General features: G+C 62.5%; 23 protein-coding genes. 7 read left to right on the top strand and 16 right to left on the bottom strand.

Annotated elements, in window-relative coordinates; all coding sequences use genetic code 11:
• Positions 1-63 precede the first annotated feature (63 nt).
• Entirely contained in the window at positions 64-609 is a 546-nt protein-coding gene (locus tag LNV08_RS14420; protein ID WP_263534417.1) for a carboxymuconolactone decarboxylase family protein, read from the top strand.
• Between the two features lie 46 nt (positions 610-655).
• On the opposite strand, the gene LNV08_RS14415 is transcribed toward LNV08_RS14420, so the two are convergent.
• Together LNV08_RS14415 and LNV08_RS14410 are read right to left on the bottom strand one after the other, a co-directional pair.
• A complete protein-coding gene (locus tag LNV08_RS14415; protein ID WP_263534416.1) occupies positions 656-1,105 on the bottom strand; it encodes a GNAT family N-acetyltransferase in 450 nt (149 codons plus the stop codon).
• Between the two features lie 28 nt (positions 1,106-1,133).
• Positions 1,134-1,601 (bottom strand): rhodanese-like domain-containing protein, encoded by a 468-nt coding sequence (locus LNV08_RS14410; protein WP_263534415.1) that lies wholly within the window; start codon positions 1,599-1,601, stop codon positions 1,134-1,136.
• Between the two features lie 89 nt (positions 1,602-1,690).
• Here LNV08_RS14410 and LNV08_RS14405 point away from each other — a divergent pair, with 89 nt between their 5' ends.
• From LNV08_RS14405 to LNV08_RS14395, 3 genes are all read left to right on the top strand, one after another.
• Entirely contained in the window at positions 1,691-3,139 is a 1,449-nt protein-coding gene (locus LNV08_RS14405) for a PLP-dependent aminotransferase family protein (protein ID WP_263534414.1), read from the top strand.
• A gap of 30 nt (positions 3,140-3,169) precedes the next feature.
• Positions 3,170-3,565 carry a nuclear transport factor 2 family protein gene (locus tag LNV08_RS14400; RefSeq protein WP_263534413.1) on the top strand — a complete coding sequence of 132 codons (396 nt, stop codon included), beginning with the start codon at positions 3,170-3,172 and terminating at the stop codon, positions 3,563-3,565.
• 233 nt (positions 3,566-3,798) lie between these two features.
• On the top strand, positions 3,799-4,191 hold the full coding sequence (locus tag LNV08_RS14395) for a rhodanese-like domain-containing protein (protein WP_263534412.1): 393 nt from the start codon (positions 3,799-3,801) through the stop codon (positions 4,189-4,191).
• Positions 4,192-4,205: 14 nt separating this feature from the next.
• On the opposite strand, the gene LNV08_RS14390 is transcribed toward LNV08_RS14395, so the two are convergent.
• Complete coding sequence (locus LNV08_RS14390) at positions 4,206-5,141, bottom strand: SMP-30/gluconolactonase/LRE family protein (protein ID WP_263534411.1); 936 nt, start codon at positions 5,139-5,141, stop codon at positions 4,206-4,208.
• 101 nt (positions 5,142-5,242) lie between these two features.
• Here LNV08_RS14390 and LNV08_RS14385 point away from each other — a divergent pair, with 101 nt between their 5' ends.
• The gene (locus LNV08_RS14385; RefSeq protein WP_263534410.1) at positions 5,243-5,776 is read left to right on the top strand and encodes a GNAT family N-acetyltransferase; all 534 of its coding nucleotides are present in this window, start codon (positions 5,243-5,245) and stop codon (positions 5,774-5,776) included.
• Here the strand turns inward: LNV08_RS14385 and LNV08_RS14380 are convergent.
• From LNV08_RS14380 to LNV08_RS14365, 4 genes are all read right to left on the bottom strand, one after another.
• A complete protein-coding gene (locus tag LNV08_RS14380) occupies positions 5,768-6,232 on the bottom strand; it encodes an Lrp/AsnC family transcriptional regulator (RefSeq protein WP_263534409.1) in 465 nt (154 codons plus the stop codon). The two genes, LNV08_RS14385 and LNV08_RS14380, sit on opposite strands and share 9 nt — an antisense overlap.
• Before the next feature lie 12 nt (positions 6,233-6,244).
• The gene (locus tag LNV08_RS14375) at positions 6,245-7,597 is read right to left on the bottom strand and encodes a GAF domain-containing sensor histidine kinase (protein WP_263534408.1); all 1,353 of its coding nucleotides are present in this window, start codon (positions 7,595-7,597) and stop codon (positions 6,245-6,247) included.
• Positions 7,594-8,085, bottom strand: a complete 492-nt coding sequence (locus LNV08_RS14370) for a response regulator (RefSeq protein WP_263534407.1) — start codon at positions 8,083-8,085, stop codon at positions 7,594-7,596. The genes LNV08_RS14375 and LNV08_RS14370 overlap by 4 nt, the downstream gene beginning before the upstream one ends.
• A 103-nt stretch (positions 8,086-8,188) precedes the next feature.
• Positions 8,189-8,662 carry an Lrp/AsnC family transcriptional regulator gene (locus LNV08_RS14365; protein WP_263534406.1) on the bottom strand — a complete coding sequence of 158 codons (474 nt, stop codon included), beginning with the start codon at positions 8,660-8,662 and terminating at the stop codon, positions 8,189-8,191.
• Positions 8,663-8,779: 117 nt separating this feature from the next.
• Between LNV08_RS14365 and LNV08_RS14360 the strand changes: the two genes are divergently transcribed.
• Both LNV08_RS14360 and LNV08_RS14355 read left to right on the top strand, forming a co-directional pair.
• On the top strand, positions 8,780-12,355 hold the full coding sequence (locus LNV08_RS14360; RefSeq protein WP_414858743.1) for an indolepyruvate ferredoxin oxidoreductase family protein: 3,576 nt from the start codon (positions 8,780-8,782) through the stop codon (positions 12,353-12,355).
• Positions 12,356-12,421: 66 nt separating this feature from the next.
• Entirely contained in the window at positions 12,422-13,183 is a 762-nt protein-coding gene (locus LNV08_RS14355; RefSeq protein WP_263534405.1) for a substrate-binding periplasmic protein, read from the top strand.
• Between the two features lie 2 nt (positions 13,184-13,185).
• Here the strand turns inward: LNV08_RS14355 and LNV08_RS14350 are convergent, their stop codons facing one another.
• From LNV08_RS14350 to LNV08_RS14310, 9 genes are all read right to left on the bottom strand, one after another.
• Complete coding sequence (locus LNV08_RS14350; RefSeq protein WP_263534404.1) at positions 13,186-14,112, bottom strand: DUF11 domain-containing protein; 927 nt, start codon at positions 14,110-14,112, stop codon at positions 13,186-13,188.
• Between the two features lie 266 nt (positions 14,113-14,378).
• Positions 14,379-15,995: a GNAT family N-acetyltransferase gene (locus LNV08_RS14345; RefSeq protein WP_263534403.1), complete on the bottom strand. Its 1,617-nt coding sequence runs from the start codon at positions 15,993-15,995 to the stop codon at positions 14,379-14,381.
• Between the two features lie 115 nt (positions 15,996-16,110).
• Positions 16,111-17,241 (bottom strand): acyl-CoA dehydrogenase family protein, encoded by a 1,131-nt coding sequence (locus LNV08_RS14340; protein ID WP_263534402.1) that lies wholly within the window; start codon positions 17,239-17,241, stop codon positions 16,111-16,113.
• Between the two features lie 15 nt (positions 17,242-17,256).
• Positions 17,257-17,925: an SDR family oxidoreductase gene (locus tag LNV08_RS14335; protein ID WP_263534401.1), complete on the bottom strand. Its 669-nt coding sequence runs from the start codon at positions 17,923-17,925 to the stop codon at positions 17,257-17,259.
• The gene (locus tag LNV08_RS14330) at positions 17,925-19,103 is read right to left on the bottom strand and encodes an acetyl-CoA C-acyltransferase (protein ID WP_263534400.1); all 1,179 of its coding nucleotides are present in this window, start codon (positions 19,101-19,103) and stop codon (positions 17,925-17,927) included. Before LNV08_RS14330 ends, LNV08_RS14335 begins: the two co-directional genes overlap by 1 nt.
• A gap of 15 nt (positions 19,104-19,118) precedes the next feature.
• A complete protein-coding gene (gene aceK / locus LNV08_RS14325; RefSeq protein WP_263534399.1) occupies positions 19,119-20,960 on the bottom strand; it encodes a bifunctional isocitrate dehydrogenase kinase/phosphatase in 1,842 nt (613 codons plus the stop codon).
• 19 nt (positions 20,961-20,979) lie between these two features.
• Complete coding sequence (can, locus tag LNV08_RS14320; RefSeq protein WP_263534398.1) at positions 20,980-21,660, bottom strand: carbonate dehydratase; 681 nt, start codon at positions 21,658-21,660, stop codon at positions 20,980-20,982.
• Positions 21,657-22,238, bottom strand: coding sequence for a GNAT family N-acetyltransferase (locus LNV08_RS14315; protein ID WP_263534397.1), 582 nt, complete (start codon positions 22,236-22,238; stop codon positions 21,657-21,659). Before LNV08_RS14315 ends, can begins: the two co-directional genes overlap by 4 nt.
• The gene (locus LNV08_RS14310; protein ID WP_263534396.1) at positions 22,239-23,417 is read right to left on the bottom strand and encodes an isovaleryl-CoA dehydrogenase; all 1,179 of its coding nucleotides are present in this window, start codon (positions 23,415-23,417) and stop codon (positions 22,239-22,241) included. It abuts the gene before it with no gap.
• Positions 23,418-23,495: the final 78 nt, after the last annotated feature.

Below are 23,495 nucleotides of genomic sequence, written 5' to 3'. Positions count from 1 at the left end.
GCGGACAGAAACTGCTGGTGTGCCGCAAGACACAAACCCCAAGCAACTACACAAGGACACACCATGAACCGCATTCCTCTGATCGACCGCGCCGCCACCACTGCCGAGCGCAAAGCCTTGCTCAACGCCGTCCACGGCGCCTTCGGCACGGTGCCGAATATGTTCCGCGCCGTGGCGAATTCGCCGGCCGCCTTGAGCAGCATGTGGAGCGCGTTTGGCGCGCTAGGCGGCGGCGTGATCCCGGCCAAGCTCGGCGAGCAAATCGCCGTGGCGGTGGCCGACCGCAATGCCTGCGAGTACTGCCTGGCCGCGCACACCGCGCTGGGTCGCAAGGCCGGCGCCAGCGCCGAGGAGATGCGGCATGCCCAGGCCGGGGAATCCGCTGATCCCAAGACGCAGGCGGCATTGCGCTTCGCGCTCAAGCTCGTCAATGAGCGCGGCCAGGTCGGCGATGCCGACGTTCAAGCGTTGCGCGCCGTGGGTTTCGACAACGCGGAGATCACCGAGATCCTCGCCCATGTGGCGCTCAATCTGTTCACCAACTATGTGAACATCGCCTTCGCCGTGCCGGTGGACTTCCCCGCCGTCAAGCTGCGCCGGGCGGCCTGACCCAAGGGCGCGCCCTGTCCCGCCTGACCGGCAGAGAGTCGCCATGTCACAGCGCCAGACTGAAGCGCGTTTTGCTCAGCGCCATCGCACCTTGGCGTAGATAAAAGCGCGTGGCGCCTTCGTTCCACAGCGGCGTCTGCCATTGCATGGCCTGGCAGCGCCGCTGCCGAGCAAAGTCCGCAACCGTGTGCAGCAAGCGTGCACCCAGGCCTTGGGCTCGCGCTGCCGGACGCAGGTAGAGGCAGTCCATATGCATAAAAGGCTGGGCCGCCAGGGTTGAAAAATCCAGGGTCGCGCTGGCATAGGCGAGTGCTTGTTCGCCCTGCTGCGCCAGCCAGACATGCAAACGCCCGGCACCAATTGCGATGGCCAAACGCTGGCTGAAGTCTGCATCACGACAAGGAGTCAGGCCTTCATATTCGGCATGCTCGCCACAGAGCTGCGCCAGTTCCGCCATGTCTGCGGCCTGGCTAGGCACGGCCGAGCGAATCGTCATCACGCCAGATTCGAGCCGGCGGCTCGGCTCAGCAAGCACAAGCGATCAGCGACGCGCCGCGCAGGCTGCCGGGCTCGCTGCCGGTGGCGACCGGATGACCATCGCGCTTCCAGAAGTCCAGGCCGCCGAGCATTTCCTTAACCTTGAAGCCCAAACTGGCGAGCTTGTAGGCGCCCTTGGTGGAGCCGTTGCAGCCTATGCCGTCGCAGTAGCAGATGTAGGTCTTGCTGCGGTCCAGCATCGCGGTGCTGGCTTCGTCCATCAGGCGGTGCGGCAGATTGACGGCACCGGGCACATGACCGGCGGCGTAATGGACTTCGGCTCTGGTGTCGATGACGACGATCTCGTCAAAGCCGGCACTCAGGTCTTCGGCCACATCCCAGGCATCGGCGTGGTAGTGCAGCTTTGCCAGCATGAAAGCGGCGCTCTCGGCCGGGCTTGGCGCAGGGTAGTGCAGCAGCACCGAAGAGGGCGCAAGGTTTTCATTCGTGCTCATGATGGGGCGTCTCGTGGTGAAAAGGTGTACACAGTGTCTGCCAGCTTGGCCTTAACATTAATACCCATTCAGCACATGCAATAAGACCAATGGACAAGCCCAGACTCTGGTTGCAACGTTTTGAGCGCGAAGCTCAACAAGGCCTCGGCCGGCGCGAGCAACTCTGTGCCAGCTTGCGCCAGACCATGCACATGGGCGAGCTGCGGCAATCCGAGCGGCTGCCGGCCAGCCGAGTGCTTGCGCTGGACTTGGGCCTGTCTCGCGTGACGGTTGAGGCGGCTTACACCCAGCTGGAGGCCGAGGGCTATCTGCGCCGCAGCGTGGGCCAGGGCAGCTTTGTGGCCTTCAAAGGCTTCACGGACAGCAAGCGCAATCAGCAGCACGCTATAGCGACGCCCTTGAGCTTGTCCAAGCGCGGCGAGCGCATCGTCGCGGGCGGCGGCTGCGAGGATCCTCAGCTGCCCCTGCCCTTTGCCGCCGGCAGCCCAGATCTACGAGCCTTCCCGATCCAACTTTGGCGCCAGTTGCACGCCCGCCGCTTGAACGGGCCGCAAGGCCACCAGCTCTTGGGCTATGGCGACCCGCAGGGCCGCGAGGAGCTGCGGGTCGCCATCGCCGACTATCTGCGCCAATCACGCGGCCTGCGCTGCGATGCCGACCAAGTGCTGGTGCTGACCAGCTCGCAGCAAGCTTTGCAGCTACTGGCCAGCCTGCTGCTGGACGAAGGCGACCGCGTTTGGCTGGAGGAACCCGGCTACCGCGGTGCGGCCACTGCTTTCGCCACAGCCGGGGCGCAGCTGCAAGCGGTGCCGGTGGATCAAGAGGGCATGCAGGCGCCCAGCGAAGTTCCGGCGCCCAAGCTGATTTACCTGACGCCCTCGCACCAATACCCCAGCGGGGTCGCACTCAGTTTGCCGCGGCGCCTGCAGTTGCTGGATCTGGCCAAACGCGAAGGCTGTTGGCTGATTGAAGATGACTACGACAGCGAGTTCCACTATGAGGGACGCCCGATGCCCGCGCTGCAAGGCCTGCAGGCCGAGCAAGACCCGCAGCGGGTGCTCTATCTGGGCACGTTTTCCAAAACCCTGTTTCCGTCCTTGCGGCTGGCCTATATGGTGGTGCCGCGCGAGCTGATTGCGCCGTTGAGACTGGCGCGCAGCGTGCAAGATGGCCACAGCGCGCAATTGACCCAGGCCGTCACTGCCGACTTCATCAAACAAGGCCATTTCGCCGCCCATCTGCGCCTGATGCGCCAGCTCTACCGCCAACGACGGGAACTGCTTTTGAACGAGCTGCAGTCGAAAGTTGGCAGCTGGCTGCGGCCACAGCCTAGCGCTGGTGGCTTGCAAATTGCCGCCCTGCTGCCGCCAAGTGAAGAGCAGCAGCTCACTCAAAGAGCCGCCCGCTTGGGTCTGCTGACGCCAGGATTGAGCGGCCTATACCTTGGGCCCTCGAAACTGGACGGTTGGCTCTTGGGCTTCGCCGCGCTCACGCCGGCAGAAATTCAGGCAGCCGTGAAGCAGCTGGCGAAGATATAGCATAGGCTATACAAACACTGAGGAACCCGCATGTTGGACACCTTGAAGCTTTGGCATCACATCATCGACAGTGCCGACGCGCAGGCGCTCGACGAACTGCTTGCAGACGACGTGATCTTCCATTCGCCCGTGGTGCACAAACCGCAGCAGGGCAAAGCCTTGACCCGCATGTATTTGGCCGGCGCGCTGCAAGTGCTGCTCAAGCCGGGCAAGTTCCGCTACTTGCGAGAGATCGTCGGGCCTCGGGACACAATGCTGGAATTCATCGCCGAGGTGGACGGGATTGAAATCAATGGCGTCGACATCATCCGTTGGGATGAAGCCGGCCGCATCTGCGACTTCAAGGTCATGATCCGACCGCTCAAGGCGATCAATCTGCTGCACCAGAAGATGGGCGAAATGCTGCAGTCAATGGCGCGCAATTGATGAGTTTCGGGAGAGCAGTCGCCCCTTCCAGAGCAAGTCACCCGATTGGCCGGAAAGCGACAATATTTCACACGCGGGCCCACGGACAAAGCGGTCACTGAATTCCCACTCGCCAAGTCTTGGTACTTGATGTAAAACAGGGTCCGGCTCGCAGCAGATCAAGGCAGCCTCCTTGGCCTAGCCATGTTTTTGCTCTAAAGCCCGTCGACCCTGCGCTTTAGGAGAAGACCATCATGACCTGGGCATCGTTCTATTTACCGATTGACGCGCACATGGCTGCGCAAGAAGAGCCGCACTACCACCATGAATCCGATCAGCCGCATGCCGGCAGCAGGCAGCGCGAACAAGCGCTGCCAGAGGATGCGCTGCTGATCGATGTGCGCTCCTATGCCGAATACATGGCGGGTCATCTCCCTGATGCGCATTGCCTGCCGCTGCCGCAGATGAGTCATCTGGTCTCTCAGATGGCGCCTGACCATGACGCGCCCATCGTGCTGTATTGCTCTTCGGGCGGCCGCGCCGAGCAAGCATTGGGCTTGCTGCAACGAATGGGCTACACCAATGTACGCAACGGCGGCGGTGCGATTGCGCTGGGCAAGAAGCTGGGCAAGTCCATCGAGCATTGATGGCCTAGTCCGGGTCAGAAGGTCTTGGCCCCATCCGCCGCCAGCAAGACAGCGTAAAGCGACGTCGTCGCGCAGATGAACAAGCGATTGCGCTTGGGGCCGCCGAAGACGAGATTGGACACGCGCTCGGGCATCTTGATGCGGCCGATCAGGGTGCCGTCCGGCAAATGGCAGTGGATGGCGCGGCCGGCACTGGTCCAGATGCGGCCTTGGTCATCGCAGCGAAAGCCGTCGTAAAAGCCAGTCTCGCATGTGATGAATACCTCACCGCCACTCAAACTCACGCCATCGGCGCCCACTGCAAAACGACGCATGGTGCCGCAGCCCTGCTCGGTGTCAACGATGTAGAGCGTGCGCTCGTCGGGCGAAAAAGCCAGTCCATTCGGGCCCTTGCAGTCATCCACCACCACGCGCAGATCGCCGGTTATGGGATCCAGACGGTAGACATAGCAGCCGGGCTGCTCCTGCTCGGCCTTGACGCCTTCGTAGTTTGACGTGATGCCGTAGTTCGGGTCGGTGAACCAAATCGTGCCGTCGGACTTGACGACCACGTCGTTGGGGCTGTTCAAACGCTTGCCTTGATAGCAGTCGGCCAGCACGCTGATGCGGCCATCGTGTTCGGTGCGCACGACGCGTCGGCCGCCATGCTCGCAAGTGATCAAGCGACCCTCGCGGTCAACCGTATTGCCATTGCTATAGCCGCTGGGTTGCCGAAACACGCCGACCTGGCCCGTGCATTCGTCAAAACGCAGCATGCGCTCATTCGGGATATCGCTCCAGACCAGCGAGCGCTGCGCCGGAAAGTAGGCTGGCCCTTCGGCCCAGCGGCAGCCGGTGTAGAGCTGCTCGATCTGGGCGCTGCTGCGCACGCAGTCCTCGAAGCGAGGGTCAAGAAGTTCGAAGGGGCTTGGATTGAGGGTGGGAGTGGGGGTGAGGTGTGAGGTCGTCATGCCGAAATTGTCGGCAAACTCAGGCGCAGCGGCGCGGCGAATCCTTGAAGCTGCGCGCCGCGAAACTGCGTACTAGGCTGATTCCACTTCAAAATACAGGCATGAAGACCATCAAGAAAATCGTCAAGATACGCCTGCTGACGCCGGCCGATTGCCCAGCGCTGCTGGACTTTGAAACCCGCAATCGCGGCTGGTTCGAGCAGCATGTTGCCCTGCGCGGCGAGGCCTTCTACACCCGAGCAGGTGTAGAGCAACATATCGCCGAGCTGCTGGCAGCTCATGCCCAAGGACGTTGGTTTCCCGCCCTGCTGCTGGACGAGGCCGGCGTCATTGTGGGGCGATCCAATTTGAAAGACGTGGATTCGCTGGCCGGCGTGGCCGAGCTCGGCTACCGAGTGGGGCAAGACCAGGCCGGTGCCGGCGTGGCGACCGCAGCGGTCGTTCAAATGAAGGCCTTGGCAATGCAAGAACTGGGTCTGCGGCGCCTAGTCGCCGTGGCCAGCCCAGCTAATCCGGCCTCCGCCCGGGTGCTGGAGAAATGCGGCTTTGTGCGTTTAGACCCGGCCGCGTCGGAAGCGCTGCGAGGCAAAGACCCCGAACTCATCGCCTATCAATGCGACTTGAATCTAGATTGAATCGACGGGCAGACTGAGGCTGCGCTTGCTGGCCTCAAGCACAAAGGTGGAGCGGAACTTTTTGATATTGCTGTCGTCGAAAAACAAGCGCCGCGTCAAAGCCTCGTAATCGGCCATGTCGACGGCAGTCACGATCAGCACGAAATCGCTCTCGCCGGCGACGTAATAGCATTGCTGCACCTCGGCCTGCTCGGCCATGCGGCGCTTGAAACCGTCGATCACCGCCTCGCGGCTGGCCTCGGCCAGCGTGACCTCGATCAGCGCCGTCACGCCGCGCCCGAGGGCTCGCGGCTCCAGCACCACCACCTGCGCGACGATCACGCCGTCCTCGCGCAGCTTCTTGATGCGGCGCTGCACGGCGGTGGCCGACAAGCCCACTTCGGCGGCGATCAGCTCCGAGCTGATGCGCGCGTCTTGCTGCAGCAGCGCGAGGATGCGGCGGTCGAATTTATCCAAGCCGGACAAGGTCTAAGCCGCCACCAGCAAGTCGGGCAAGTCGAGCGTCACACTCAGCCCCTCGCCCGGCCGACTCTCCAGCGACAGCTTGCCCGCCAGACGCTGCACCAGGGTGTAAACAATGTGCAAACCCAGGCCGCTGCCGCCCGCGCCACGGCGGGTGGTGTAAAAAGGCTCGAGCATACGGGCGCGCACCTCGGCGCTGACACCGACGCCGTTGTCTTCGAACACATAGCGCAGGTCGCGGCCACGCGTCTCTACCGTCAGGCACAACTCCAGCGCGGGGCGAGCGCCGTGAAGCAACGCGTTCATCAGCAGATTGGAGGTGATCTGCGCCAGCATGCCGGCCGCCATGCGCACGCGCAAGCCCGACGGTACGCGCAAACTCAGGCTGGCGCCGCATTTGCTGATCTCGGCCTGGTGGGCCGTCGTGACCTTGCTCAGGTAGTCGGCCAACTCGAACTCGGTCACCACCTCGGAGCTCTGGTCCACCGCCAGGCTTTTGAAATTGCCCATCAACTCCGCCGCGCGCTGCAGATTGCGTTCGACCAATTCCACCGACTGCGAGATCTGTGAGGCCAGCGTCGCCAAACGGCTGCGCGAAACCTTCTCGGTGGCCAGCATCTCGGTGATCTCGGTCGCAAAACGTTGCAGGCCCGAGGCCGAAGTGACCGCCACCCCGATGGGCGTGTTCACCTCGTGGGCCATGCCGGCCACCAACCCGCCCAAGGCAGCCAGCTTCTCATGCTCGACCAGATGGGCGCGGGCTTCCTCCAGCGCATGTGTACGCAGTGCCACTTTGGCCTCCAGCTCGGCCTCGCGCGCCCGGTGCTGCAGTTCGGCGGCGCAGCGCGCGGCGAAAATCGACAACAGCGACAGCGCCAGCAGCCGCTTGCTTTCCTGCATCTCCCGCACATCCAGAGCAATCAGAATACCCAGGGTCTTGCCATGGGTGCCGACCATAGGCATGCCGATATAGCTGTGCGCGCCCATCTCCACCAACAGGCTATCCTGCGGAAAAGCGGCCTGCACGCCGCAGGCATGGAAGCACATGGTCTGGTCGGCCACGTTCTGACAGGGCGTGCCTTCCAGCGAATAGGTCATATTCGGCGCAAAGTCGCTGCCGGCCCAGACCGCCAAGGTGCGCGAGGCTTCACCGGTCTCGACCGTGCAGACCTCAGCGGCAATCACGTATTGCACGTCGAGCGCCTGCGCCAGGTCGCGCACCAGCACACGAAAGAACTCCTCGCCTTGCGCACGCGAGGTGCTCAGCGTGATGGAGCGCAAAGCCGCTTCGGCCAAGCTGCGGCCCTCATCGACGGAAAATAGCGCCGCACTTCGGCCGGCAACATCGACGCTACTCATGGCAGGCTCCTGGCAGTCAAGATATCGCGGTAATTGCGCAAGGCCAACAGGCAGATTCGGTTCAGGACCCGATCGGTCATGTCGGTCTTGTGGCAATACTCATTCACGTCAAACTGGCGCAGTACCTCGTGCTCCGAGAACGCGCCGGCCTGGCCGGTGCGAATGACGATACGCGTGCTTGGGCTGAGCGACTCGTGGCGTATACGCGCCACCAAATCCAGACCCGCCGTTTCGGTTTCCATCACCACATCCAGCAACACCACGGCGACATCGTCGCGCTGCCCCAGCAGCGCCTGGGCCTGGCCGGCACTGCTGGCATGCAAAAAATCGACGCCGCGCCCATCCAACACCAATTCGGCAAGGACCAGCGCGGTCACCTCATGCACACTGGGCTCGTCGTCCACGACCAGCACCACCCAGGACGCACCGGGGACACATCGATGGGCAACTTCCTCGTCCGCAAAGGCAATCAAATCGTCGTCGTTCACGGCATCCTCTCGCAAGCTCACACATGGTATTGCAAACCCTTGAAACGAGTGGAGCCCAAACGAATAAATTTGAGCCACTCAACGCGGCTCCACCGCCTGCAGCCTATGCGCTCACAGGCAGTGCCGTCTCATACTTCACCTCGCGCAGCACCACATTGCTGCGCACGCTGGCCACGCCCGGCACCTTGAAGATCTGGCCCTGCAGAAAAAGGTCATAGGCCTTCATATCGGGCACCACCACCTTGATCACGTAATCGGCCTCGCCGGTGATGCCGTGGCATTCGATGATCTCGCGGCTGGCCAGCACCAGGCGCTCGAACTGCTCGACCGCCCCTTCGCTATGCCGCACCAGGCTGACGTTAGCGAGCACGCAGATATTCAGACCCAGCTTTTCGCGGTCCACCAGCGCCACATGGCGACGGATCACGCCGCTGTCTTCCAGCTCCTTGATGCGCCGCCAGACCGGCGTGGCCGACAAGCCCACCTTGTCGGCCAGCGCCTGCGTGCTCTGCCGGCAATCGTCCTGCAAAGCGGCAAGAATCTCGCGGCTCGCCCGATCAAAACGTTCATTCTCCATTTGCCACCTCTTTGAGTTGAATTCTCTCATTTGAATGCTTGACAGCGGCAATGCGGGCAACAATCACTTGCTGACTTGATGAAAAATCTCGCCAGCCCATTGCCGCCAGGATTGCCCATGTCTGAGATCACAAGCACCACCCTAGTTGGATCGCCAACGCTGCGCGATTACAAGCTTTCGGACAACCTCGCTGCCACCTCCGGCGCGGTCTTTCTGACCGGCACCCAAGCCTTGGTGCGCCTGCTGCTGGCGCAAAAAGCACAGGACGAAAGCAAAGGCTTGCACACCGCCGGCTTCGTCTCCGGCTACCGCGGCAGCCCGCTGGGCATGGTCGACCAGCAACTCTGGAAGGCCAAAAAGTTCCTCGATGCAGCCAAGGTCAACTTCTTGCCCGCCATCAACGAAGACCTCGCAGCCACCGCCTGCCTGGGCGTGCAGCGCGTCGCCCTCGACCCCAAGCGCACGGCAGACGGTGTGTTCGCCATGTGGTACGGCAAGGGCCCGGGCGTGGACCGCAGCGGCGACGCGCTCAAGCATGGCAATGTCTACGGCACCTCGAAGTTAGGCGGCGTGCTGGTGGTCTGCGGCGATGACCATGGTTGCGTTTCAAGCAGCACCCCGCACCAAAGCGATCTGGCCCTGCAAGCCTGGCATATGCCCATCGTCCACCCGGGCAATGTGGCCGAGTATCTGGAGTTCGGGCTTTACGGCTGGGCGCTGAGCCGTTTCTCCTCGACCTGGGTCGGCTTCAAGGCGATCTCGGAGGTGGTCGAAAGCGGCATGACGGTCGATCTGGACGGCGTGCCGCTGGACTTCGAGCTGCCGGTGGACCATGTGCCGCCGGTCGACCTGCATATCCGCGCGGTCGACCTGCCCTCGCTGGAGCTGGAGACGCGGCTTGAGCACAAGCTCAACGCCGTCAAGGCCTTCGCCAAGCTCAACAGCATCGACAAGCACATCGTCAGCAGCCCGGCAGCAACTTTAGGCATCGTTACCGTCGGCAAAGCGCATTACGACTTCATGGAAGTCTTGCGCCGTCTGGACCTGGACCCGAACGCCTTGGCCGCCGCCGGTGTGCGCGTCTACAAGGTCGGCCTGGTATTCCCGCTGGAGGCCACCCGCATGAGCGAGTTCGCCCAAGGCCTGACCGATATGCTGGTGATCGAGGAAAAAGCGCCGGTCGTCGAGCGCCAGATCAAGGAGCTGCTCTACCACCTGCCCGACGCACAGCGCCCGCATGTGATCGGCAAGACGGATGAGCATGGTGCGGCGGTGTTGAGCGCCTTGGGCGAGCTGCGGCCTTCGCGCATCATGGCCACCGTCGCCGACTGGCTGGCCCGCTTGAATCCGGCGCTAGACCGGCGCCATCTGGTGGTGGACTTCCTCACGCCCTGCCTGCTCTCCAATGCGGCCGACGGCGTGCGCCGCCAGCCCTATTTCTGCTCCGGCTGCCCGCACAACACCTCGACCAAGCTGCCCGAAGGCTCGCGCGCCTTGGCCGGCATCGGCTGCCACTTCATGGCCAGCTGGATGGAGCGCGGCACCTCGGGGCTGATTCAGATGGGTGCCGAGGGCGTGGACTGGGCGGCGCACAGCCGCTTCACGACCGAAAAGCATGTGTTCCAGAATCTTGGCGACGGCACTTACTACCATTCCGGCTATCTGGCGATCCGCCAGGCGATCGCGGCCAAGACCAATATCACCTACAAGATCCTCTACAACGACGCCGTCGCGATGACCGGCGGCCAGCCGGTCGACGGCCAGACCAGCGTGCCGCAGATCGCGCGCCAGGTCGAGGCCGAGGGCGTCAAGCGCCTGGTCGTGGTGTCCGATGAAATTGGCAAGTACGACGGTCACCACGGTCTGTTCCCTGCCGGCACGACGTTTCACGACCGCAGCGAGTTGGACGCGGTGCAGCGCGAGCTGCGCGAGATCGAGGGCGTCACGATTCTGATCTACGACCAGACCTGCGCGGCCGAGAAGAGGCGTCGCCGCAAGAAGAAGGAAATGGTCGATCCGCCCAAGCGCATCTTCATCAACCAGGCGGTTTGTGAGGGCTGCGGCGACTGCGGCCAGGCGTCCAACTGCCTGTCTGTCGTGCCGGTGGAAACCGACTTTGGCCGCAAGCGCCAGATCGAGCAAAGCAGTTGCAACAAAGATTTCTCCTGCGTCAATGGCTTTTGCCCGAGCTTTGTGTCGGTGCATGGTGCTCAGCTGAAAAAGCGCGCCGGCGCCGGCTTCACGCCCGCCGATCTGGCGCGCGAAATCGCGGCCATTCAGGCGCCCGCCCCCTGGCAATGGACCGGTCCATTCGACCTGCTGGTGACCGGCGTCGGCGGCACCGGCGTCGTTACCGTCGGCGCCTTGATCAGCATGGCCGCGCATCTGGAACACAAGCAGGCTTCGGTGCTGGACTTCATGGGCTTCGCGCAAAAAGGCGGCTCGGTCTTGAGCTTTGTGCGCGTGGCGCCGACGCAAGACCTGCTGAATCAGGTGCGTATCGACACCCAGCAGGCCGATGTGCTCTTGGCCTGCGATATGGTCGTCGGCGCCTCGCCGGATGCCTTGGGCACCGTCAAGCCTGGCCGTACGGTCGTGCTGGCCAACACGCATGAGCTGCCGACCGCAGCCTTTGTGCGCAACCCGGATGCCAGCTTGCAAGGCGAGTCGCTGCTGGCCAAGATGCTGCATGCGGTAGGGGGCAAGCCTGAGTTGATGACGACCATCGACGCTCAAGCAATCGCTCAAGAGCTGATGGGCGACACCATGCCGGCCAATATCGTCATGCTGGGTGCCTGCTGGCAGCGCGGCCTCGTGCCGCTGAGCGAGGCGGCGCTGATTCGCGCAATGGAGTTGAACGGCGTGGCGGTCGAAGGCAACAAGACCGCGTTTGCGCTCGGTCGTTTGGCGATCGCGAATCCCGAGGCCTTGCGCCGCTTGGCTGGCAAGTTAGGCCAAGTCATTCAAGTCCTCAATTTCGACCGCCTTGACGGCGAAGACGGCCTACTCGCTCGCCGCGCCAGCCACTTGACCGCCTATCAGGACAGCGCCTATGCACAACGCTATCTGGCTCTGGTGAGCAAGGTCCGCCAAGCCGAGGCCGCTTTGGGTGAAGCCGGCAAAACCGAGCGCTTGAGCAAAGCGGTGGCGCGCTACTACGCCAAGCTGCTGGCGATCAAGGACGAGTACGAGGTCGCGCGCCTGTATACCGACGGCACGTTCGAGGCCGCGATGAAGGCGCAGTTCGAGAACTGGGAGTCCCTCTCCTTCCACCTCGCACCGCCGCTGATTTCCAAGCCGGGCGCCGATGGCCGCGCCAAGAAGATCGAGCTGGGTAGCTGGACCTTCAAGGCCTTCAAGCTTCTGGCCAAGTTCAAGGGCTTGCGCGGTGGCGCCTTGGACATTTTTGGCAAGACCGATGAGCGCCGCATGGAGCGCCGCCTGATCGGCGACTATGAGAGCCTCGTCAATGAGTTGCTGGCCGGCTTGAGCGCCGACAAGCTGGAGCTGGCCGTGCAACTGGCACGCTTGCCCGAGCAGATCCGTGGTTATGGCCATGTCAAACATGCCAATGTGGTCACCGTGCGGGCCAAGCAGCAAGCCTTGCTGGATAGATTCCACGGTCGGGCAGCGCCGGCCACTGAGCAGGTGGTGGCCATGCCGCAGCGCATCAAGAGCGTGGCAGAACTCTGACGTCCCGATCCAGCCGGGCTAAACCCACTTGAGCCAGCGCCGCTTAGGCGCTATGGTGGGCGAGCCATGTCCCATCCGAAGTTCTCAGGTTTCTTTGCGCATGCAGCCCTGCTGCTCTGGCTGGGCATGGGCGCGGCCATAGCAGCAGGGCCGCCGGTGGACATTTGCGTCGGAAACTTCTCGCCTTACAACAGCCCCGAGCTGCCGCAAGGCGGGCCGGTGATTCAAATTGCTACCGAGGCTTTGCGACGCTCGGGCTATGAACTCAAGGCCGAGTTCATGCCCTGGGCGCGGATCTTGAAGGACGGCAGCGACGGTCGCTGCGGCATCTTGGGTATCTGGCGTAACGCCGAGCGCGAGTTGATGTTTGATTTCAGCCAGCCGATCTTGCAGCAAGAGCTGGGTTTCTTTGCGCGCAAGGGCGCTAAGCATCAATTACAAACGGCACAACAGCTGAAGAGCCTCTTGATTGGCGTCGAGCGAGGCAGTTATCTGCCGCCGATCTTGAGCGACAAGAGCCTGCGCTTTGACCCCGCCGGCTCGCTGCAAAAGAACCTGCAAAAGCTAGCCCTTGGCCGTATCGACCTGGCCTTCGGCGCCAAAGAGGCCGGCCTGGCCAGCTTGGAGCGTGAGCCTTCGCTGAAGGCCCAAGTCGAATGGCTGTCACCAGGCCTGGAGCGCAAGGACACCTACCTGGCCTTCGCCAAGACGCACCCGCAGGCCAGTGAACTGATAGCCGCCTTCGACAAGGGCTTGCTCAGCATGAAGGCCGATGGCAGCCTGCAGAGAATCCTCAAGAGTGGCGGGCTCGCCAACACCTTGCCCTGAGATTAAGGCGTCAGCAGCGTGAAGCTGTTATTGCTGAGGTTGTTGTCGCCCTTGGCAGTCAGGTCGGCGTTGAACACCATTTTTGCGCTTTGGCCAGGCGCAAAGCTGTAGGGCAGCTTGAACACCAGGCTGCCGTCCTTGGGCACATTGGGCAGGGTCATCTTGGCGACGCTCAAAGCAGTCGGGCAGACAGCTCCGCCGGATGCCGTGCAGGTCATTGCGCCAAGGCTAGGCGCTGTTCCGACCGGAATGCTCGACGCAGTCAGGATCAAATCGACACCTTTGGCTGCATCGGGCCCTTGGTTGCCGACCGTCACCACAAATTCAAAACTGTCGCCCAGGGGCACGGGTGCTGTCGGCCCGGTGACCTGCACACCGACGTCCACCGTATAGGCCTTCAGACCCACAGCCTGCTTGCTGCTGGAAAGCTGGCCGGCTCCCGTCGAATTGGCTGAAGCCTCGAAATTGACCGTCCCGCTGGTGCCGGACTTGACCGTGCCGAACACATCGAAGCTGAGCGTCGTGCCAGGCAGCAAATTGCTGATCGCCATGCGCGATCCGAGGATCGTCGGGCAGGCGGTGCCCGCATTGTCTGATTTGCAGTTGAGCACCTTCATGTCTTGCAGCAGCGCATCGGCGACGATATTGAAGTCGGTCGACACCGCCGCACCCTTGCCCACATTGCTCAACTTGAACCTGATCATGGTTTGCGCGGTGCCGGAAGGAATTTCGCCGATCGAGGTCGGGTCTGCGGTCACCATCAAGTCTGGCCCATCCACCGGTGGTGGTGGGACGACCGTGCCGCCACCGTCACTGCCGCCACCGCCGCCGCCACAGGCGCTCAGCAAGACTGCAGCGGATAGGCTCAGGCCCAACAAGAAGGGGCGAAAACTTGAGTTTTGATTGAGTTGAACGGACGGTGTGAACATGATCTCTCCCTAGAAGCTTATGAAGGCGCTGCAGGCCCGTCTGTTGAACGCAGATCGGAGGGCCTTGCTGCAAAGTGACGCCATTCTAGGAAAAGTGATTTCGAGTGTCTGTGTACGTTTTGTACAGCGCGCCGGCGCACCCACGATCGGGGCTTTCCGCAACAAACCGAGTCCATGCAGCAATTGGGCTGAGATGACCCAGACTCTATGAGCCAAGGCTTCGCAACTCAAAGCGAGCTGATTGAGCGCGACAGGGCGCTAAGGACTCAGACCGTGCCGGCAGCCAGCCTGAGCCGCTGCGGCAGCAAAGCCAGCGCCGCCTCACTCCAGGCGCCCATCAAACAGATCTGCAGCCAGTTGCGTTCATGCAGATAACTGCTCTGCCAGGCAAGCTTGAAGCCGGCTCGCTCCAGACGCTGGCCAACGCGGCCCGCCCGCAAGGACGGTCCCAGCGCCAGGGTCAAAATGCCCGGCATGGCGTGCGGGCCATCTACCAGCAAACGCCAAGCTTCAACATCGCCATCGCCATCGGCGCCGAGCGCAAGCCGCAGCGCAGCGTCGGCCTCGCGCACAGCCTGCCAGCGCGCCGGCCAGTCGATCGCCAGCGCCGCCTCAAGCGCGGCCAATAAATTGGAGCTTTGCGTATAGGGCACACCGTCGGCCTGCGCAAAACCACCCAGATCAATCGCACGAGGCAGGGCCCCGGCGGGCTGCAGATCGCCGTTGTGCATGACGATGGCCAGCCCGGCATAGGAACCCAAGGCCTTGCCGCTAACGGCGCTCGCCAGCCACACGCCGCGCAAGTCCAAGGCCTGCAATCCAAACGCACTGACCGCATCCACGCACAAGCGCGCGCCAAAGCGCATACAGACCTCGCGCAACATGTCAAGCGGGTTGAGCATGCCGGTGGAGGTCTCGCTCAGCACCACCCAAACCCAATCGGGCCGCTGCTCGGCCAGCGCTTGCTCCAGCGCCGCTGCGCTGAGCGCCTGACCCCATGGCAGACGCATCAGCTGGTGTGGCAGGCGCCAGCGCTGCGCATGGTCGGCTAGCCGCTCACCGAACTCGCCGTTGCTGATCACCAACCCGCGCCCACCGAGCAAGGAGAGCTGGCCCGCCACCGCATCATTGGCCAAGGTGCCGGTGCCCGGAAACACCAAGGCGCCCTCGCAGTGACCCAGCTCACATAAACGCTGCCGCACCCGCGCCAAACGCTGCAAATGGACGGAGCCGCGGTGCGAGAGTGCCGGCGCCGCCAAGGCCTGCGCGACGGCTGGGGCGATCGTCACCGGGCCCGGCAAAAAGCTCGCATGCTGGCCGTCAGACAAAAACTCCAGATGGCCGGATTTGGCCGCATAGTCGGGCAGCCGCATCAGCATCGGCTGATACGGCGCCTCGGCACTGCCCACCAGCGGGCCAAAGGCCTGAAAGCCGAGATGCGCGTACAGCTTGGTCTGGCGCAGCGTGCCCGAGATCAGGGCCAGATCGCAGCCCTGGGCACGGAAGTAACGGGCCAAAACACCGGCAAGCCGAGCAAACACCCCATGCTTGCGAAACGCCGGTGCCACCGCCAACAAGCGAATCTCCACCGCCTTCTGATGCGGCGGCAAATGCTGCTGCAGATCGCCGAGCTTGCCGTCAAGCGAGAACGGGCGCTCGCAGCGGCCCGCGATCATCCCGACCAGCTCCCCCTGGTGCAAGCAGATCGCATAAGTGTTCTGCGCATGGAAGCGGTCCACCAGGCGCTGCTCGGGGTTGCTCTGATGCTGAGGGATTTCATCAACGAAGGTGCGGTAGTTCAGGCCATGAATGGCCTCGAACTCCTGCGCCTGATCGGCAATCTTGAAGCTGAGTGGTCCAAGCTGCCTTGTCTCCAAGCTCATGAGCATTCCTGTCCTTTTGTGCTGCGCACGGTCTGCGGCGGTGACGCACTGTAGACCTGCCGCGGCACAAGAACAGAATGATCTGACCAAGTAGCGTAAACCGCTACCAAAAGGGTCAAGCCAGCGCGCGCCCGATCAGGATCTTCTGCACCTCGGACGTGCCTTCATAGATCTGGCAGACCCGCACATCGCGGTAGATGCGCTCGACGGGGAAGTCGCTGACATAACCGTAACCGCCATGGACCTGGATCGCGTCGGAGCAGACGCGTTCGGCCATCTCGGTGGCGAAGAGCTTGGCCATCGCCGCTTCTTTCAAGCAGGGCTTGCCGGCATCCTTCAAGCTGGCGGCATGGTGAATCAGCTGCCTTGCGGCTTCGATCTGTGTGGCCATATCGGCCAGCTTGAAGTTGATCGCCTGGTGATTGAAGATGGGCTGGCCAAAGGATTCGCGCTGCTTGGCATAGCTCAGCGCCGCCTCGAAGGCGGCGCGCGCCATGCCGACCGCCTGCGATGCGATGCCGATGCGGCCGCCTTCCAAACCGGCCAAGGCGATCTTGAGGCCCTGGCCTTCTTCGCCCAGACGATTGCCGACGGGAACACGGCAGTTCTCGAAACGGATCTGCGCCGTGTCGCTGGCGTGCTGGCCCATCTTGTCTTCGACCCGGTCGACCTCGTAGCCGGGCGTGTTGGTTGGCACCAAAAAGGCGCTGATGCCTTTTTTGCCGGCGGCTTTGTCGGTGACCGCCATCACAATGGCCACGTCGCCGTTCTTGCCGCTGGTGATGAATTGCTTGACGCCGTTGAGCACATACTCGCCGCCGTCCAGCACGGCCGTGGTGCGCAGGCCGCCGGCCTCGGAGCCGACATGCGGCTCGGTCAGGCAGAAGGCGCCGAGCATGTCGCCGCGCGCCAGGGGCTTCAGAAAACGCTGCTTTTGATCCTCATTGCCGAAGCCCATCAGGATCGAACAACAGGGGCAATTATTGACGCTGACCACGGTCGAGGTCGCGCCATCGCCGGCGGCGATTTCTTCCAGGATGACGCTCAGCGCAAGGTAGTCCAGGCCGGCGCCGTCATACTCGGTCGGCACGGCCACGCCGTAGCAGCCGAGTTCGGCCAAACCCTGCAACTCAGCGGCAGGGAAATGGTGGGTCTTGTCCCACTGCGCGGCCTTGGGAGCAATCTCGGCCTGCACATAAGCGCGCACCGCGTCTTGCACGGCCAGATGGTCTTCGCTAAGCAACATATTGATTGTGTCTCGTCACCAGGCCAGGGGCTGGCCGTCGTAATTGAAAAAGCTGCCGTTGTCGGCCGGCTTCAAGCCGGCCAGCACGGCCCGCATGCCGGCCACACTGGTCCGCACATCGATGTCGGCGCCTTCGCCACCCATCTCGGTGCGCACCCAGCCGGGGTGAAAACTGATGCAGATGGCGCGCTCACGCAAGGCAATCGAGGCATCTTTGAGCACCGAGTTGACCGCCGCCTTGGAGGCGCGGTAGAGCCAGCCGCTGCTGTTCTCGCGCAAGGCAAGCGAGCCCATGCGCGAGGACAGCACGCCCAGCTTTGCACCCGGCGCCAAGGCGTCCACCAGTTGCGGCAAGACCCGCATAGGCCCCAACACATTGGCATGCATGACGGCATCGAAATCGGCCTCGGTGGGCGTTTGCAATCCAGCGCTGCGCGGGCCGAATACGCCGGCCACGAACAGCACTTGATCGAATTGGTAGCCATCGATCTGCCAGGCCAGGCCAGAGGCGCTGGCCGTGTCGGCTACATCCAGCTTGATCGCGGTGGCGCCCTCGGCTTGCAACAAAGCCAGACCGGCCTCGCTGCGCGCCGTACCGACGACCTTGCCACCAGCGGCGCGGCATTGGCGCACGAACTCCAGGCCGATGCCGCGCGAGGCGCCGATGATCAGGGTCTGCGCCATCAGATCAGCTCAACACCCATCGCAGTCGCCTCGCCGCCGCCAATGCAAAGAGCGGCTACGCCGCGCTTCAGGCCGCGATGCTTCAAGGCGCCGATCAGGGTCACCAGAATGCGGGCACCGGAGGCGCCAATTGGGTGGCCCAAGGCGACCGCGCCGCCGTTGACGTTGACGATTTCATGCGGCAGTTTGAACTCGGCCATTGCCGCCATCGTGACGGCCGCGAAGGCTTCGTTGACTTCCCACAGATCGACGCTCTTGGCATCCCAGCCGTTCTTGGCCAAGAGCTTTTGGATCGCGCCGACCGGGGCGGTGGTGAACCACTCCGGCGCGTTCGCGTGCACGGCATGGCCGACGATGCGGGCGACCGGCTTCAGACCCAACTTCGCAGCATGGCTCTCGCGCATCAAGACCATGGCGGCGGCGCCGTCGGAGATGCTGGACGAAGTGGCAGCGGTGATGGTGCCGTCCTTGACGAAGGCGGCTTTAAGGCCGGCGATCTTGTCCAGCTTGGCTTTGAAGGGCTGCTCGTCGCGGCTGAAGACGGTGTCACCGGCACGACCGGCGACCGTCACCGGCGCCATTTCCCAAGCGAAGCTGCCGTCCTCGTTGGCGCGTATGGCGCGCTCGGTCGACGCGACCGCGAAGGCGTCTTGCGCTTCACGCGTGAAGCCGTACTTGGCCACGCATTGTTCGGCAAACACACCCATCGCCTTACCGCGCTGGTAAGCGTCTTCCAGGCCGTCCAGCGCCATATGGTCATACATCTGCGCGGCGCCGTACTTGACGCCCTTGCGGGCGAACATCAGATGCGGAGCATTGGTCATCGACTCCATGCCGCCGGCGATCAGGATGTCAGCGCTCTCGGCCTTCAGCGTGTCATGCGCGAACATGGTGGCGCGCATGCCGGCGCCGCACATCTTGCTCAAGGTCACTGCACCCACCGACTGCGGCAGGCCGGCCTTCAGCACCGCCTGCCGCGCCGGAGCCTGGCCTTGACCGGCCATCAGGCAGTTGCCGATGAAGGCTTCTTCAATCGCGTCGCCGGGGACGCCGGCACGCTCGACTGCGGCTTTGATGGCGACGGCCGCCAACTCCCAGGCTTGCAAGCCGGCGAAGTCGCCCAACAAGCCGCCGATGGGGGTGCGGGCGGCGGAAACGATGACGATGGAATCAGACATGGGAATGCTCCTGGTTTATTGAACGGGAAGATCGTGATGGCTTGCTGCGATCAGCGCTGCACCATCGACATGGGGATGCTTGTTCTGACCCGCCGTGTAGGCAAAGCGTTTGTGCGGGTCATAGGGGAAGACATCGTGCACATGGCCGGCCTGAATGCGCAGCTTGTGTTGCTGCCAATAGTCGGCGTCGAGCAGATCGGCATGGTGACGCATGAACAGCTCGCGCACACCGGGGTGGCCGAGCAAGAAGGGGCCGAAGGTCTCGGGAAAAACATCGCGCGGTCCGACCCGGTACCAAATCTCGCCCGACATTTCTTCTTCCTCATTGCGCGGCTGCGGCACATGGCGGAAGTTGCAATCGGTCATGTATTCGATTTCGTCGTAGTCGTAGAACACGACTTTGCCGTGACGCGTGACGCCGAAGTTCTTCCACAACATATCGCCGGGGAAGATATTGGCCGCGAGCAGGTCTTTGATCGCGTTGCCATACTCCAGCACCGCATGCTCCATCTGCGCCGGTGTGGCTTCCTGCAGATAGATATTGAGCGGCACCATACGGCGCTCGATATAGACATGCTTCAAGACCAGATCGTCGCCCTTGATCTCCAGCAGGCTGGGACAAAAATGCTTCAACTCCGCCACCAACTCATCCTCGAAACGGTGGCGAGGGAATGCGACGTTACTGTATTCCAGCGTGTCCGCCATGCGGCCAACCCGGTCATGCTGTTTGACCAGCAAATACTTGCTCTGGATCAGCTCGCGAGTGGTTTCTTTTTGCGCCGGGAAGAAGTCCTTGATCAGCTTGAAGACGAAGGGGTAAGACGGCAAGTCGAACACCAGCATCACCATGCCCTTGATGCCGGGTGCGATGCGAAACTTGTCGGAGGAATGGCGCAGGTGATAGAGGAAGTCGCGATAGAACAGGTTCTTGCCATGCTTTTGCAGGCCGATGGCGCTGTAGATTTCGGCGCGCGGTTTGCGCGGCATCATCGAACGCAGAAAAGCTACAAAAGCACTGGGCACCTCCATATCGACCATGAAGTAGGCGCGCGCGAAGCTGAACAACATCAGCAAATCGTCTTCACCAAACAGCATCGCATCGATATAGAGCAAGGCTGGGCCCTGCTTGCCTGGGGCTTCTCTATGCAAAATGGGCAGCGCGAACGGTGTCTCGGTAAAGCCGTTGATGATCTTGCCGACCAGGTAGGCACCCTTGTTGCGATAAAACAGGCTGGACAAGACCTGGATCTGAAAATTGGTGCGCCAGCGGAAGTTGCCCAACTCCTTGCGCACCGCGCTCAGCACCCAATCCACATCGCGCCCCAGGTCCTCGAACTCCAGGTCGAGCTGGAAGTTCGTGACCACGCGGCGCATGGTCTCGCGCAAATTGGCGGGCGTCGGGTAGTAAGCCCGGTAGGTTGGCTTGGCGGCCGGCTCTTCGTTTTCGATGTATTCGGTCGAGACGGCGGGTCGCACAAAGATGAAGTCGTTGTGGAAGTAGCCGTGGTGCAGCACGCGCGTGCAGACCGAATTGAAGAAGGTCTCGGCCAGCTCGGGCTGGTGGTGGTCGATCAGCAAGCCGATGTAATGCAGCTTGACCTGCTGCCAGACGTCCATCGGCAAACTGCTGGTCTGGAAGCGCTGCTCCAGCATCGCGATCGCCTCATCGACCCGGGCGTCATAGAACTCGATACGCTCGCGCTGAGCACGCTGCTGGCCGTGCCAGTCCGCCCGCTCGAAGCGGCCCTTGGCCGCGGCCGAAGTAGCGCGAAACAGGCCGTAATGCCGATTAAAGCCGCCCAACATCGCCTGCGCAATTTCGAACGCTCGGGAGTCGGTCAGCTTTTGCGGGAACATTGGCGGCCTCGGCGTTGAGTCAGTCGGCCGACTGTAGCCGCTGCCTGTCATAGCGCAGCTTGACCGCGCTCAAGGCGCGTGAAAAAGCCGGGCCGACCTGCTCGGCCGAAGCCGCTGTGATGCGCAGATCCTCCAGCAAGCCGTTGTGCAGGCCATAAACCCAGCCATGCACGACGATTTCCTGGCCGCGCGCCCAGGCGTCTTGCACCACGGTGGTCTGGCAGGCATTGCGAGCTTGCTCCAGCACATTGAGCTCGCACAAGGCGTCTACGCGCTGCGCCGCTGGCACCGTGTCCAGCCATTCCTGGTGGTGGTTGCGCACATCCTGCACATGACGTAACCAGTTATCGGCGAGGCCGGTGCGGGTGTCGTTCAAAGCAGCCTTGACGCCACCGCAGCCGGAATGCCCAACCACGATCACATGTTTGACCTTCAAAGCATCAACCGCGAACTGCATCACCGACAGGCAATTCAGATCCGAGTGCACGACCACATTGGCCACATTGCGGTGCACGAACAACTCGCCCGGCAAGAGATTGACCAGCTCGTTGGCCGGCACGCGGCTGTCGGCGCAGCCAATCCACAGATATTGCGGCGTTTGCTGCTTCAGCAGGCGTGAGAAAAAGCCGGGCTCCCGCGTTTCGGTCTCGGCCGCCCAATGCTTGTTGCTGTCCAGCAGTTCTTTGAGTTCAGTAGTCATGTCGGCATTGTCACGGCGCCGGATGACACCGGACTTGCGGGATTGCGGTAGCTGGCCCAGACAACGCGGTCGATCAGGCGGCCTGCCTTGAAGGCACTTTGCGGCAGGCGGGCCTCGAGTTGATAGCCGGCTTTGCGAGCCACTGCCTGCGAAGCTTCATTCCAGGCAAAGATGCCTGCACAGAGCCGGCTCAATTCAGGCTGATGAGCCCAAGCCCATTCGGTCACCAGGCCTAGCGCTTCACTGCTGATGCCTCGCCGCCAGAAGGCTTGACCAATCCAATAGCCAATCTCGGCATTGCAGCGCAGCCAACCGGCCTGTGCCTGAAAACCGACGCAGCCGATGATCTGTTCGTCGACCTCAATGCCCCAGACATGCCCACCATCACGCCAACCGCCACTGCACCAGGCCTCGGCATCGGCCTGTAAATAGGGGCTCGGAAAGCCTTCAAACATATTGCGCCAGACCGCCTCGTCATCGGCATGCCTTTGCAGCGAGCCGGCATCAAGCGGCCGCAACTCGCGCAAACGACAACGCTGGCGTTGCAGCGTCGGGATCTGAACCGCTGCCTCGACCAATTACATGGTCTCCGCAAAGAGTTCCCGGCCAATCAACATACGGCGGATCTCGCTGGTGCCCGCTCCGATCTCATACAGCTTGGCATCACGCCACAAGCGGCCGAGCGGGTACTCATTGATATAGCCGTTGCCGCCAAAGATCTGCACGCCCTCGCCGGCCATCCAGGTGGCTTTCTCTGCCGTCCACAAAATTACCGAGGCGCAGTCCTTACGAACCTGGCGCACATGCTCGGCGCCGAGCAAATCGAGGTTCTTGGCAACGGTGTAAGCGAACGAGCGGCCGGCCTGCAAGACCGTGTACATGTCCGCGACCTTGCCCTGGATCAGTTGGAACTCGCCGATGCTTTGGCCGAACTGCTTGCGGTCGTGGATATAGGGGATCACGTTGTCCATCACGCTTTGCATGATGCCCAGCGGGCCGCCGGTCAGCACCGCGCGCTCGTAGTCGAGGCCCGACATCAAGACCTTGGCGCCGCCGTTGAGCGTACCCAACACGTTCTCGGTCGGCACCTCGACGTTCTGGAACACCAATTCGCCGGTGTGGCTTCCGCGCATGCCCAGCTTGTCGAGCTTTTGCGCGACGCTGAAACCGGGCATGCCTTTTTCGATCAAAAAGGCAGTGACACCGCGTGCGCCCAGCTCGGGCTCGCTCTTGGCGTAGACGACCAGGGTGTCGGCGTCGGGCCCGTTGGTGATCCACATCTTGCTGCCGTTGAGCAAGAAGTAACCGCCCTTGTCTTCGGCGCGCAGCTTCATGCTCAAGACATCAGAGCCAGCCCCCGGCTCACTCATTGCCAGCGCACCGACATGCTCGCCGCTGATCAGCTTGGGCAGGTATTTGGCTTTTTGCGCCGCATTGCCATTGCGCTTGATCTGGTTCACGCACAGATTGCTGTGCGCGCCATAGCTCAGGCCGACCGAGGCGGAAGCCCGGCTGATTTCTTCCATCGCGATCATGTGGGCCAGATAACCCATGTTCGCGCCGCCATATTCCTCGCCGACGGTAATGCCCAGCACGCCCAGGTCACCCATCTTGCGCCACAGGTCCATAGGGAACTGGTCGGAGTGATCGATCTCGGCCGCACGCGGCGCGATCTCGGCTTGTGCAAAGTCACGCACGGCATCGCGCAGCGCGTCGATGTCTTCACCAAGTTGGAAATTCAGGCCGGGCAAGTTCATATCGTCTCCAAGATTGTTGGGCGCCGGCCATCGTAAGGCCGTACGCGCGCTTTTTTGGTTGACGCTTACGTAAACGTC

Origin of the sequence: Paucibacter sp. TC2R-5 (assembly GCF_025717605.1) — a bacterium.
GTDB classification, from domain to species: domain Bacteria; phylum Pseudomonadota; class Gammaproteobacteria; order Burkholderiales; family Burkholderiaceae_C; genus Paucibacter_A; species Paucibacter_A albus.
Note: the sequence above shows the minus strand (reverse complement) of the source record. Positions and strands in the feature narration are given on the sequence as shown.